At 49.3% G+C, this 14,173-nt stretch carries 10 protein-coding genes; 3 read left to right on the top strand and 7 right to left on the bottom strand.

The genetic code is table 11. The features are described 5' to 3' along the window. Entirely contained in the window at positions 1-789 is a 789-nt protein-coding gene (locus tag BUB16_RS14105) for a hypothetical protein (protein ID WP_170864405.1), read from the bottom strand. 13 nt (positions 790-802) lie between these two features. Continuing rightward, entirely contained in the window at positions 803-1,402 is a 600-nt protein-coding gene (locus tag BUB16_RS14100) for a YceI family protein (protein ID WP_073065670.1), read from the bottom strand. A gap of 703 nt (positions 1,403-2,105) precedes the next feature. Here BUB16_RS14100 and BUB16_RS14095 point away from each other — a divergent pair. Together BUB16_RS14095 and BUB16_RS14090 are read left to right on the top strand one after the other, a co-directional pair. Next, complete coding sequence (locus BUB16_RS14095; protein ID WP_073065667.1) at positions 2,106-2,525, top strand: response regulator; 420 nt, start codon at positions 2,106-2,108, stop codon at positions 2,523-2,525. A gap of 599 nt (positions 2,526-3,124) precedes the next feature. Next, positions 3,125-4,075, top strand: coding sequence for an NADP-dependent oxidoreductase (locus BUB16_RS14090; protein WP_084088307.1), 951 nt, complete (start codon positions 3,125-3,127; stop codon positions 4,073-4,075). A 59-nt stretch (positions 4,076-4,134) separates the two neighbouring features. On the opposite strand, the gene BUB16_RS14085 is transcribed toward BUB16_RS14090, so the two are convergent. Continuing rightward, complete coding sequence (locus tag BUB16_RS14085) at positions 4,135-4,995, bottom strand: SDR family oxidoreductase (protein WP_073065661.1); 861 nt, start codon at positions 4,993-4,995, stop codon at positions 4,135-4,137. Positions 4,996-5,570: 575 nt separating this feature from the next. Then, complete coding sequence (locus tag BUB16_RS14080; RefSeq protein ID WP_073065658.1) at positions 5,571-6,869, bottom strand: hypothetical protein; 1,299 nt, start codon at positions 6,867-6,869, stop codon at positions 5,571-5,573. Positions 6,870-7,352: 483 nt separating this feature from the next. On the opposite strand from BUB16_RS14080, the gene BUB16_RS14075 reads away from it, so the two are divergent. Next, positions 7,353-7,730, top strand: a complete 378-nt coding sequence (locus BUB16_RS14075; protein WP_211483188.1) for a DoxX family protein — start codon at positions 7,353-7,355, stop codon at positions 7,728-7,730. 60 nt (positions 7,731-7,790) lie between these two features. On the opposite strand, the gene BUB16_RS14070 is transcribed toward BUB16_RS14075, so the two are convergent. The 3 genes from BUB16_RS14070 to BUB16_RS14060 form a co-directional block, all read right to left on the bottom strand. After that, positions 7,791-9,185, bottom strand: coding sequence for an alkaline phosphatase PhoX (locus BUB16_RS14070; protein ID WP_073065655.1), 1,395 nt, complete (start codon positions 9,183-9,185; stop codon positions 7,791-7,793). 207 nt (positions 9,186-9,392) lie between these two features. Continuing rightward, positions 9,393-12,512: an efflux RND transporter permease subunit gene (locus tag BUB16_RS14065; protein WP_073065652.1), complete on the bottom strand. Its 3,120-nt coding sequence runs from the start codon at positions 12,510-12,512 to the stop codon at positions 9,393-9,395. A 57-nt stretch (positions 12,513-12,569) separates the two neighbouring features. Continuing rightward, the gene (locus BUB16_RS14060) at positions 12,570-13,865 is read right to left on the bottom strand and encodes an efflux RND transporter periplasmic adaptor subunit (protein ID WP_073065649.1); all 1,296 of its coding nucleotides are present in this window, start codon (positions 13,863-13,865) and stop codon (positions 12,570-12,572) included. Positions 13,866-14,173 lie beyond the last annotated feature (308 nt).

The raw sequence follows: 14,173 nt of genomic DNA, 5'->3' as shown, positions 1-14,173 counted from the left end.
TTACGGTAAGACATTGAAAATTTCGGACGGACGGCTGCCTTCTGCCTTCTGATCTATATCATTACCCGGATTTTTAACCGGGATCAAAATCATCGTTGCTGCCTGATCATTCCTACCCGTGAGCGTTACGGTGACATCAAAGAAAACCATCAACGTTTTTTTTGCGCGGATAAGGCCAAACATCGTACTGGGAGGCTCGATATCGTACGTATCCATGTGAACTTCTTTCCGGCCTTTCACATGAAATTTGTTATTGTCATGGATTCTGCCCTGTACCAGGAAGGTCGTCGTATCCCGTACCCCGGCAATTTCCATCACGCCCCGGGTGCGAATGGTCATCCAGTCATCACCCTTGGCAACAGATTCGCCAGGCTCTTCTACCAGCGAGGCATTGAGCAGGCGATACCTGATAACCGGAAACTGATCCTGCTTCAGGGCTTCATACATGTCCCTGTTCATCTTGCGCTTGCCGCAGTTGAGAGAGGCAACCGGCAGAGATACGGAAATAGCGACTTGGCCTCCTCCTTGTACGGTTGATGCGGGATCCGCCGTATTTTCAATATTTCCTCTGCCCGACAGCTCCTCGGCCTCACAGCTAAAGTCGACCGGGCCGGCCGTGCCTTCAATCCAAAGCTCCCCGCCTTCATCAATAGAGATATTTCCGGGGAGAGGCTGCGCCGTACCCTGCGAGGGGAGGATCAGCATCACCAGTAAAATCATGCCACCCATTCTTTGAAGGGTGCGCATGATTCCAGCCGGGATATATAGCGCGAGGCGCAACATCAGCATACGAATTATTCACTTATTGTTCAGAAAAAAAGAGTTCAAAGGAGATCGTAACCATTTCACCACTCTTTATGGTACCGAACATAGCAGACGGCGGATCAACTTCATAGTCTTCCATGTTGAGTTCATAACTGCCGGTAAAGGTATAGACTCCATCCTCTATAACACTTCCTTCTACCGGAAAGTTTATTTCTTCACTGACACCGGCAATGGTGAGCGTACCGGTCGTATTAAGGGTAAAGGAAGATGCTGATGAAGAGCCTTCCGATACTTCGGCCGATGAAAGTTCAAACGTGATGTTCGGATGATCGTCTTTCTTAAGGGCATCATAGATCTTGCCATTCATTCGTCCCTTGCCACTTTCCAAACTTTCAACCGGGACCGTAAGGGTAAGTGATGGAACGGGATTTTCTTCAGATTCCGCCGTAAGAGCGGATGTATTAAAATCAACATCAATATTAATTTCTTCAACGTCGGCTGTCCAGTCGTGAATAGTGGACGTGCCGTCAACCTGCATGGTACTTTTCTCGAGCAACTCATAATTGGAAGATTGTGCAGTTACACTTCCGCTGAATACAAACAGGAACAGTAACAGTGATAATAGCAACGATTTCATAATAACCTCATTTTATTGTTAAATGGTTTCAGTACTTAATAGTGCAATCATCGTTCCAAAGAATGCTTATCACAAAACTTATAATTAAAAAATAACTCAGCGACGCATATGGGTGATTTTCCTGCAGGAGACGTCTAAAGCATGCCACTCTGTGGCTAAAAAAAGATTGCAGACATGCAAGCTACAGCCTAAGCGTTCGTTGCAGCTATGCAATACCCACAAGGGGTTAAACGGAATGTCTCTGCTCTTGTCCTGAATTTTCACCTGAAAATTCAACTGTATCCAAAACAAATCTCCGGAAGTGCGGCGAGCAGTGTATCCCTGCACTAAGACAGTTGATGGGGGGCTTGCAGTACAGGGACCCATTTCACCGGTACCACAAGGCTACATCCAATTCATTTTCTAAAATAACGATCATTCATTGCCATTAATGGGATTATCGTTTTTCCATTTTTACTTATGCAGAGTGCCGGTAATGCTCAGCCGTAGCGTACCGGACGAAAAATATCAAATTAACATTCCCAAATCAGAAAACTGGTCTGTTAATTGCATTGATATAAAGTAGCATAACGCTTCGAGTGGGTAAAAATAAATAACCGTGACCTGTTAAATTCGTAAGGGTCAACATGTTTCTCTACCGTCTTCGTCTTCAGTTATCGCTGTGGCAGCACGCAGAACAGGTTGTTTAAACCAATCGCAATCGATGCAGCAGCGTACTTATTTTATTATAACATTCAAAAAATACAAACAAACGATGCAATCGCGGGCCATTCTTATTGCAGATCAGGAAGAAGCAGTCAGAGAATCGCTTCAGTTAATCATGAGCGACGAGGGCTATCGGTGTTTCTCCGGTTCCAGCAAGTCGGAAATATTAAAAATACTCGATAACGAAGAGATCAACGCTATTATAATTGATAGCCAGCTGGCTATTAAAACCAGGCTGCCAACAATCATCAAGGAGCAATATCCCTCGATTAAAATGGTTGTTATCAGTTCGTATGCAGCACTGGAGAGCATCCAGCTTGTCCTGATGGACAACACGGATGGAATCATCCTCAAGCCCCTCGATTTTGATGAACTGATCGAACTGGTCAATCGCTTAACGGAACCTGCTTCATTATAAAAATTCATTTCCAAACCGAACCCAAAAGCCGGACGCCCGGTCCTAACGCATCTTTAAAAGGGCATACCATAGCCGCTGAGGCTGCCGCCGTCTGACACGCCAAGTTCTATACTTTTTCTTCCGCCTGCATAATTAACAGACACACCGTTCAGGCGCCGGGCCGGACTGAATCAGTGTCTTCTTTCTCCGCAGGACAGCCTGCCAAAGGAAATCCCCGGCAAAGAAATAGTTTTCTTTTACCTTAAAGGAAGGGATATTTTATGAGTGGCCAGGATTGCATTTGTTCTCCGGCCGGAGCTGTTTAGGACAAATTCAGGCCTCATATTATATAACACTCCCCGGATGCTTGCCTCTAAAGAATAAAACCGAAACGTATCTGACCCATATGACGTTCTACATTATGATATTATTCAAATGGTCATATAAAAGGACTCTCAAAAACCAGGAGTTCCGGTCAAAATCAATGGGATAATCTTTAATTGTTATTATTTCGTGAATAATCCGGGTTAAGCATCTATGAGAATATTCAATACGCGAAAATACCAAAAAATGGCCAGAGGAACGGTTTTACAAAATCTCCATAAAAACAATTGACAATTATGAGTACATCAATGAGGGCATCTTACTTTGAGAAATTCGGAGAATTAGACCAGATTAAAACCGGCACGCTGGAACGCCCTGAAGCCGGAGAGGGGGAAGTGCTGGTCCGTGTGAGAGCAGCGGGCGTAAATCCCGTGGACGCCGCCGTAGCCCGGGGTATGCTGCAGCAGGCCGTACCGGCCAAATTCCCGGTCATCCCAGGCTGGGACCTTGCCGGCGTGGTGGAAGAACGGGGTCATGCGGCCCGCCGGTTCGACGCTGGAGATGAGGTCTATGCCTATGCGCGCAGGCCCACGGTACAACATGGTACATTCGCTGAATATGTGGCCCTGCCTGAGTGCTATCTTGCCCGACGCCCCGGAACGATAACGATGACCGAAGCCGGCGGGATTCCCCTCGTTGGACTTACGGCCTACCAGGCACTTTTCCAGGCCGGAGATCTCAGCGAAGGTGATACGCTGTTGATACTTGGTGCTTCCGGCGGAGTCGGAACCATGGCCATACAGCTGGCCAAAACCGCCGGTGCCATCGTCATCGGGGTCGCAAGCGAACGCAACCAGGCGTACATGAAAGAGCTCGGTGCGGATGAAACGATTGACTATACGGCCGGTAATATTGGAGAAGCGGTCCGTGCCATAGTCAGGGAGGATATTGATTTTATCTTTCACTGTTCCCGGGGCGATTCCCTGGGTCAAAGTATCGATACGCTCAAAAGCGGGGGACAGCTTGTTTCCATTACGAACAGCCAGCCCGGGGTCCGTGACGATATCAGCTTCCGGTATGTGTTTGTAGAGCCGAATGCAAGGCAACTGAAACACCTTCGGGAACTGGTCGATAAAGAGGGCATTACAATGCCCGTTTCCAGAACATTTGACCTGGGGGACACCGCTGAAGCTATCCGGGAAATCGAATCTCTTCATACCCGGGGCAAAACAGTTATTACGCCCTGATTATAAACCATCCCCGGACATCCCTGCGCTTCAGCGTCGCTCTTGAATGTGAGTGGTTATTATTGCTGGCTGATGAATTCCTCTATAAAGGTTTCAATGCCGGTAGGTTTACGTCCCAGCAGCTTTTCCATATCGTCAAAAGCAAAGTTGAGCGCTCCATTGACAAAAGTGGTGGCCGTCATCACACTCATAGCGATCTGTTCTTCGGGCAGGCCGATCTCTTCCAGCGTATTTTCGAGGTCCGAAATACTGATATCGGTGTATGTTATATCCTTGCCTGTAGCTTTACTCAGCATTCCTGCAAGCTCTTCGAGCGTGTACGCCTCCGACGACGTTATTTCATAGGTCTCATTTACATGCTGTTCAGGATCAGCAAGTCCTCTCGCCAGGGCCTCGGCCATCTCGCTGCGGTACGCCAGGTTTATCTTTTGTCCTCTCGAAGGGAACGCCCATTCTCCTGTTTCGGGAGCATTCCCCCAAAAGAAGGGTAGAAATTCGGTATAAAAAGTATGTCTGAAAATACTGTAGGCAAGACCCGACTCCTTAATAAGTTCTTCCGTCTTGGCGTGATCCAGGGAAAGGGGGCTCAATTTCTTATCGGCCTGTAGCATGCTGGTATAGTACAGTTGTTGCACATCGGCTTCTCTGGCAGCCTCTATGACGTTGCTGTGCTGGTTAGCCCGGCCTTCCATTGAACTTGAGGAGATGAGCAATACCCGGTCGATTCCCTGCATCGCTTTCTGAATCGATGGGTAATCTGAATAATCCCCGATTCTCAGCTCAACGCCCTTCTCTTTCAGCTCAGCTCCTTTTTCCGCACTTCGCACGAGTCCCGCTATCTCTTTATCGGGATTATTTTCCAGCAATACGTCAATCGCTTGGGACCCCAGATGTCCGTTTGCTCCGGTTATGAGTATCATAGTGAAATGTATTTTATATTACAAATTCAGCTTTTATATGTTATGAGCGAAAAGTGGGTTGTTTTATTCTTCACGTTTCACGTTGCCTAAACAAAATATATCCTCCGGGCGGTCCGGTCATGGTTTTTATCAATTTTAACTACAAGAGGGGTTTAAAAAATAAGGGAATTAATTATTGCCAGGGGGAGGTTGGAATCGCAGCATATACCCCATATGTAAGCATTTCAACCGACCGATAACGCCGACACCGGGCAAAGGAACGGTTTTGTAAAGGCCTCTACAATAAGCCGTATTTCTAACAGGCCTGGCAACGATATCCACTTCAATGTTCTGAAGGCTTGAATTGAATAGATACAGGTTATAATAGAATATTTCCACAACCTGCGGTCGTACGATTCACGGGATTCCGGCCTCTTTTTCAGTTGATGCTTTAAATGCTGTTATCTATCCTCTTGAGGAATGACTGAAGGGGACACAATCGTGTCAGGGGACGCTATTGCAATAAAAAAAACGGTGCCGCCATATCATGGCGACACCGTTGAAGGGATTAGGGATAGGGAATAGTCAGGGCTACATTAGAAACTGATAACGGCTTCGAGCATGACCCCGTCAAATTCGCCACCGTCATACTTGGTACCGGCAAAACCATCTCCGTCATAGGTTTGCTTCACATACTCCAGCTTGGCCAACACGTTTTTCGTCAGGAACCAGCCGCCGCCTATGTTGAAGCGATCGATTTCGATATCTCCGCTAACGGATTCCCCGTCTACCAGGTTATAGCGGCCGCCCAGGTAAAAATCATCATTGGCGCCGAAACGATAGAGCAGCTCTGCCCCATACTGATTAAATGTGCGTGTATCATCGACACCGTCTTTTATTTTGCCAGATGTGTTTTCATATACACCGTAGAACTCCAGTCCCTGGAATTTTACAAAGGGATTAATCATAATAGCCGTCATCTCTCCTGCAGCAGGATCAGCACCTCGTGGAGGTGTAAAGCTGGGAGCAAAACGTCCGGAACGAAAACCATCATCCATTACACTGTAGTAGCGGGAGCCCGCGCGGTCTCCGGAGTACAGGTAGATCGAGGGAGAGTTGGATACATTAAGAATGGATCCCGTCAAACGAAGGTGTATGACATCGCCCATCTTCTTTTCATATCCCAGTTTGCCATAGACGGTACCATGGGTTTTTATATCACTGGCAACAACGCTCTGATTCAGTTTCCCGTTGCTCAGGCCGACCATGGCAAGCAGACCCTTATTGTAGTAATAGACCTCACCGGCTACTTCCGTAGTAAAGGAATCCATGATATAGTTTCCTACAAACGGGTTGTGAATGGCAAATGCGTTATCGGTTCTTCTGAAGTGGTTGTCGCCGTAGTTGAGCTCCATGTGACCCACTTTAATGCGCACCTTGTCCATAAGGCCGGAAAGCAACCCTTCCTGAATGAAATCAAGACGATCGACCTGCATATAGCCACTCTTGACATACGCTTCCGTGTGGTGCTGCGAAGTCAGGTAGGTCCGCAAGTGCATGCGAAGTCCGTCCCCAAGGGCCACATCAAGATCTAAATTCGACGTTGCGAGATTGAAATTGGATTCCAGTTCGGAAAGAGCGGGAATCTCATTTTGATCAGTGGCATTGTTATCGTGACGAATACCCTGGAACTGTAGCGTATTCGCCCCGCCAATACGAACGTTCAGCCCGTCAAACTCGACATCCGTCTCGAAAGGAGCTTCAAACTGGTTTAGCCCGGTCTGATCGGGATTGGTATAATACTGCATCTCCCGGTCGAACTGGGCAAAAGCGCTTCCCGCCATCATAAAGAAGCCGAGAAGGAATAGTGAGGTATATTGTATGAAAGATTTCATGGTAGTACCTGTTTATTTTTGGTTAGTGCTTGCTGGTTTGTTAAAATGGACTAATGATTTCAGTGAATTTCGTTGATGCTTGTTACGCTGGAGATCACCTTCCAACTGCCTTCCACCGCATGCTGGTAGTAGTGGTTACAACTTCTGTTCCAAAAAGGAAGATGAGAACAAAAAAATCCTGAGAACCATTGCGAATTGCTCTTTACAGGTTAATAAAGGGGATTATATACACTCTTTTTTCCAATGGAAAACAACTGCCGACAAGCCTTTCTTTTCAGTGTTGCAGTATTGCAAGACTATTCTTCGCTACCGGTGCGAAGCTGCAATAGGGTTGTAGCGGACCCATTATATAGCTGTCAGCCGTTTTCTATTGGTCAACCCTTAAGAACCGGTCCGTTCGCTCATTCATTTGGAGCTATAGTTTAACATTAAATGAGTTTTCTCTATATTACTTTGTTATTTTAATTTTAATAAAAGGAGGGTATGGATATGATAGAAAAAGCAGGTCGTTATTTATTCGCACTGCCATTTGGTATTTTTGGGCTCTTTCACTTTATGAATGCAGGCCAAATGGCAGGAATGGTTCCGATTCCCGGTGGCGTTTTTTGGGTTTACTTGACGGGAATAGCATTGTTAGCCGCATGTATAAGTATCCTGATTGAAAAAAAAGCACGCCTGGCTTGTATACTGCTCGGGGTTATGCTGCTTATCTTCGTGTTGAGCATTCATCTCCCCGGCGTATTGGGAGAGGGGGGACAAACAGCGATGACCATGTTGCTGAAAGATACCGTTATGGCGGGTGGTGCCTGGGTGCTTGCCGGTCAGTTTACGAGCGATACGGGCTCAGGATTTAACGAATAGATCTCTGTTTTTCAATCCATCATCAAAGGTCTGTCCTATCATCGGGCAGGCCTTTTTTTGTCAACCCCTCGCTTTTTGCCAGGGACCCGTTATCGCCATGGTAAGGCCGGAATGCTGGATATTCATAAACAACGTTGATCCATCGGGGGAAAAAGTAGCGCCGGCCAGCTCTGAGTTTGACTTGGCATTGCGGCCGAGCTTATACACTTTACCCTCTGGTGTTATACCATTCAAATCCTGTTTTTCGCCGGTATCCTCACAGACAATCAGATCGCCCCAGGGAGCTACGGTCAGATTATCGGCGTTCTCAATGATGGTGCTATCCATCGATTCTACAAAAAGCTCAAGCGTGCCGGGATGATCCGCCTCGCCAGGGGCAGCTTCGGAATCACTCGGCGTATATTTCCATATTTGTCCCAGTTCTTCAGGGCCGCCGTTCGTACAGGCAAAATAGACCGCATCATTGCCATACCACATTCCTTCACCGCGGGCAAAGCGGGCGGCTCCATCCTCAAATCCCCGGTACCGCAGATCGTCCTCGGGACTGTCGACCTCTTCCATGTCAATCCACTCGGTCTGCAGCTGCTCTCCCACGTCCACCGTTTGCGACTCCCAGTTGCGGGTATCCAGCCCGGGACGTTCGCGAATTGCCAGGGCCTGCAGGGTTCCGCCATTCAACAGCTGTCCCGGCGTATCGGGAATAAAACGATAAAGCAACCCTTCCGAATCATCCTCGGTCAAATAAATAGCATTACTGTCAGGGTCCACTGCCACGGCCTCGTGGTTAAAGCGTCCCATCGATTTGATCGGGATGGGGCGTGCGCGGCCAATTTCAGAAGTAGCCGGTACTTCAAATACATAGCCATGCCGCCGGGCATAGACATCATCGGGATTGGAGACAAATTCTTCGCAAGTCAACCAGCTGTTCCAGGGCGTGGGTCCCCCCGCACAGTTGCGGATGGTACCGGCCAGGCTTAGAAACTCGCGGACTACCTTTTGGTTTTCAGTGTCATACACCACCGTCGTCGTCCCGCCCTGTCCCGGGTTATTATCCTGTCCCGGGTCATAGAACTCATCGGGATCAAGCCGGTCGGCCAGAGCAAAATTCTCACCAAACGCACTCTCAGCTCCGCCCTTGGCTGCATTCACTTCGTGATTCCGTATTAAGATAGTAAGTCCGTCAGGTCCCGGGAAGGTGGCCATGCCATCCGGGCGATGCGGTACCAAAAGGCCGTCATCCATTTTATCGCCGAAAGTAGAAATAATGTTGTAGGAAAAACCTTCCGGCAAATTAAAAAGTCCCGCAGGGTCTGACTGTAACGGTCCAAAGGGATCGGTTATCAGCTTCTCAGTGACTCCTCCCGAAGACGTGCAGCTGCTTAGTATGTGTAATCCTGAAAAGCCAAGCGTCAGGGCCCCGGCCTGCCTTAAAAAGTGTTTGCGTGAAATCGACATGGTTTATTTATTATCTGTTCCTGAATTTGACTAATGAGCAAGTATTAACATAGGATATACAAAACAAATATTAATATAAAATAAACATACCTTTACCCTTCAGCGACCATACTGTTGGACGAATTGCTGATTCATTCCGTTGAAGAAGGTGTATCTTTCGGAGGTTACGAAGTGTTTAACGGATAAGCCCGTAACAAATAACCGGAGCTAAGCCTTGGCCGGCTTTACGGTTTCGCTCTTACTGAAAGGCGACCAGCTTTTTTCCCTGACCTTGGCCAGTGCATTTTCCGCCGCCACATAGACTACCGGGATAAATACCAGGGTAACGAGCGTTGATGCTGCGAGTCCCCCTATCACCACCCGCGCCAGGGAAGCCTGAAGTTCGGCTCCTGATCCAAAACCAAAAGAGAGGGGAAGCAATCCCAAAATCGTGGTAAGCGTGGTCATCAGGATGGGGCGAAGTCGCAATTTCCCCGAGTGAATAACTGCCTCACGAATATTCATATGGTGTTCGCGGCGCATCAGGTTGATATAGTCGACCAGCACAATAGCGTTGTTCACCACGATCCCGATAAGCATTACAATACCCATCATGCTTTGCATATTGATGCTCGTTCCGGTAATCATCAGCGTGGGAATAACCCCGATAATAGCCAGAGGCACGGAAAACATGACTACCAGCGGGTCAAAGAATCGCTCAAACTGTGCCGCCATTACCATATAGATAAGGATCAGCGCCATGATAATAGAAAGTCGAAAATCAGCTGCGGCCTTCTGCTGTTCTTCATATTCTCCGCCGTAAACAATGGAAAAGCCTTCCGGCAGCTGCATGTCGGAAAGTTTATCACGGATCATCTCCACGGCTTCACCCAAGACAACGCCACTTTCCAGGTTCGCTGAAATATAGGAGACTCGCTGGCTGTTCACCCTGTTGATGTCCGTCGGTCCCCGTCCCTTGCTTTTGGAAACCACTGACGACACAGGAAGGACTTGTCCCCCGGGCGTGCGGATAGAAATATTTTCGAGGTCGGTGGTGCTCAGCCGGTCTTCCGGCCGCAGGCGGACCCTGATTGGGAATTCATCTCCGCCTACGCGGTATGTTCCGGCCCGGCTTCCCCCCACATTGGTCTGGATCACCTGGGCCACTTCACGGACCGTAAGGCCAAGATCGGCAATTTTTTCGCGATTAAAGACCATGTTCTGCTCCGGCCGCCCCTCGCGCCGGTCGGTACGGACTCCAGCCACTTCCGGGATTTCTTCCATCCGGCGCTTAATTTCTTCGGACAGTGTTTTGGCCTGGTCCAGGTTATAGCCTCTCAGCTGCACTTCTACCTCTTCACCTCCTCCGGAACCGAACAGCCTGCGAAGCATCCATAATCCCGACTGGGCGCTTACCCGTATATCGCCGCCCGGGACAAGGCCGGCCACATTTTCCCGGATTTGGTCGGCAATCCTGGAGGTACTCATCGAACGCTGGGAGGCTTCAACCATTGCTATCTCCACTTCCGCCCGCCCGTCGCGCACGTCGGTCGTTATATGCCTGACATCCTCCATGGGCAGATTGGCGCGGACTACTTGTTCCAGTTCTTGCAGGTATTCGTTTTGCACGGCAATATTCGTTCCTTCAGCCATCATAAAATCCACGTCAATTTCATCTGCATCCGACTGCGGGGCAAGTTCAACCGGAATTAAGGGAATAAGCAGCACACATCCTATAACCAAAGCGCCCGTAACCCCGAAGACCATCGGTTTCCGCTGGAGCGTTTGATCAATCAGCTTTGCATATTTGTGTTCCATGACAGCAAAAATTCGCTGGAACCAGTTTTTTTTCCGGGCTTTCTCGGAACCGGAAGGCTGGACCGTCAGAAATTTGCTGCAGAGCATCGGTACCAGCGTAAGAGCGGCAAAAAGGGAGCACACGAGGGCAAAGACGACAACCAGAGCCAGCTGCTGGAATATCGAGCCCGAGATGGTCTGCATGAACACCACCGGCAGAAATATAACGGAAGTGGTAATCGTGGAGGCGACAATGGCCCCGCCCACTTCGCGCGTTCCGACCAGGGCACTGGCTTCAAGGTCTTTACCCCGCTCCTCCCGGAGCCTGATAATATTTTCAAGCACCACAATGGCATTATCGACAATAAGGCCCACCCCCAGGGCAAGTCCCCCAAAACTCATCTGATTCAGCGTCAGACCGTTAAAATAAAGCAGCGCAAAGGTGGCAATAATGGAAATCGGAATGGACACGGCGATAATAAACGTCGACGAACCATTTCTCAGGAACAAATATAAGACAACAATCGCCAGGAGCGCCCCCCAGACGGCCGAACTTTGCACATTGTCGATCGAATTTTGAATAAACTCACTCTGATCCGTCGTCACGAACAGGCTCATGTCGTCGCGCTCCGCGTTGACCCGCTCGATCTCATCCCGGATTTCTTCCGCAACAGCCACCGTATTGGCGCCCGTTTGCTTGCGGATGCCAAATCGGACCATCGGCTTTTTATTGATAGTCACGAGCCGATTCAGATCCTCGTATCCCCACTTCACGTCTGCAACATCCTCAACGCGAATTGGCTTATCATCCACCATGGCAATTATGGTGTTGGAAATTTGATCGAGGGACTCGTATTCGCCCAGCGTGCGTACATATAACTGTTGCACCCCCGAGTTAACATTCCCCCCCGGCAGGTTTACATTTTCGCTGGCAATTGCCTGTTGTACCTGGGCAGAGGATAATCCACTGGCAATGAGCCGGTCGCGCTTGATATCTATGTGTACTTCCTTATAGACTCCGCCCCAGATATCAATGGACCCGACCCCTGCAATTTGGTCAAACCGCTGGGTCACTTCGCGTTCCAGAACCTGCGTAAGCTCCTGGAGATTCATATCCGAATTTGCCCCCACAATGACCACGGGAAAGTTATTGGGATCGAATTTCCATATCCGGGGCGGTTCCGCTTCGGGCGGGAGTTCATCCCGGACACGGTCCAGGGCCGCCCGGATATCGTTGGCCGCAACATCGATATCTGTCCCCTGGGCAAATTCGAGTGTAACCCGGCTTTGGCCCTCTTCTGAGCTGGAGCGCACGCGTTCTACTCCGGGTACACCCGCAATCGTATTTTCAATGCGTTCAGTTATTATTTTTTCAATCTCCTCGGATCCGACATTGGGATAATCTGTTGCAACGCTAAGTTGTGGGTACTCTATCGGCGGCAGCAGATCCACCGGCAAGTAGCGGAAAGACATGATGCCAAGGACGACAATAATGAGAAATAGCATCGTCGTGGCAATGGGACGTTTGACAGCGGTTTCAGTAATCTTCATAACAGTGCTATTTTATCAATCATGGTGGATCATATAAATTAGAAAAATCGCAGCGATCTATTCTCCATCCAACACACGCTGCAGCAGATCCTGTCGCTGCAGTCCCTGGAGCGCTAAAATACGATCCCAGGAACTCGCACGCACGCGGGCCTGGCCTGGACCGCTCACCAGCAGGTCCTGTCCCACCGTGACCACCCAGCTTCCGGATTCGATACCTTCTATGCCCACTTCCAGCCGGCCTTCGGCAATAACGTCAACCGGATGAAACTGCACCCCGGTCGGCTCTGTCAGCGGCGGGAGATTTTCACCCTCAACCTGCTCTACAGGCTCTATTTCGCTGCCCAGCGAAGCAGCAACATAGACTCCTTCCTCCCCGGTATTGGGATTCGTAAAAAGCGCACTCGTCGGGATGATCGTGGCCTGCCGGCTCTCCCCGTAGAGAATATCAACCGGTACGAACATCCCGGGACGGAGGTTGTGGTCGCGGTCAGCGACGTCAATTTCACCTTCGGTACTCCGGGTAATATTATTCAGAAAAGGTGAAATGCGGGATAGCCTGGCTTCAATAACTTCACGGTTTCCCCCGGCTGCGGACCCGGTATAAATGCGGGCGGTCTGGCCTATCTGTACTTTGTTGAGCATATCATCCGTCAACACCACCTCTATCCGCAAATTATTCAAGTCACCAATCTTAAAAAGGGAGGTATTGGGACCAACCTGCATGCCTACTTCTGCGTTGCGTTGTCCCACGGTCCCGTTTATGGGTGCACGAATGACGGTCTTCGACAACACCTCCTGTTGTTCCTGAAGGCTCGATTCGGATTGTTCCAGCTGAGCTTCGGCCAGTTCTATATCTGCTTCCGCAGATGACATCTGGGCCTCCAGGGTCTCCATCTCCATGTCACTTGAAAGGTTTTTATCGCTGAGCTGTTTCGTACGCCTGTATTGCGCTTCCAGCTCTTTATAACGCGCCTGTGCCTGCTTCAACCGGGCCTGGTTAATGCGGGCGTTCGCACGGGCTTGCTCGACCTGCTCCCGGTACTGGCGATCTTCCAGTGAGATGAGGGGCTCCCCTTTTTGGACGGAATCGCCGGTCTGGACGTGAATCTGCGAGATTTTCCCCGATATCTCGGGATAGAGTTGCACCTGGTTCTGGGCGACCACGGTGCCGCTCAATCGCTCAGACAGCGGCAGCGATCCGTAGCGCGCCTGTACCGCTTCAACAGCCGGGATAGAGGCGGTATTGGCTCCCTCTTCCCTGCTATTTGAATCGCCATAGCAGGAGACCAGCAACATCGCCGCCAAAGTCAGGAGTAAATTATGGATGGAAATATCAGCCTTTAAAAAGATCATTCGTTGTCTGTATATACATTCTGATTACGTTCTCAAATACCTGCGTGGTACTTTGACCGATCTGAGGGAGCCTTGTTAGGCCGCTCACTGTGGGTAGCTTCGCTACAGGTTACGCTCCGTCTCATATCGGGCGGCTGTCCGGACGTCCGACAAGGAGGGTTTCCTATTAGCTACTTGTTTAAACCACCTGTTCGCATCTTGGCTGCCACGGGACTGGCATGGTTTACCAAGTCCTCATTAAAAACAGTGCCTGGATGAAATATATGCCGAATTTTACTCAAAACCTTCATTAAGAGATGTAATATCTT

This window comes from Fodinibius roseus (assembly GCF_900129315.1).
Taxonomy (GTDB): domain Bacteria; phylum Bacteroidota; class Rhodothermia; order Balneolales; family Balneolaceae; genus Fodinibius; species Fodinibius roseus.
Note: the sequence above shows the minus strand (reverse complement) of the source record. Positions and strands in the feature narration are given on the sequence as shown.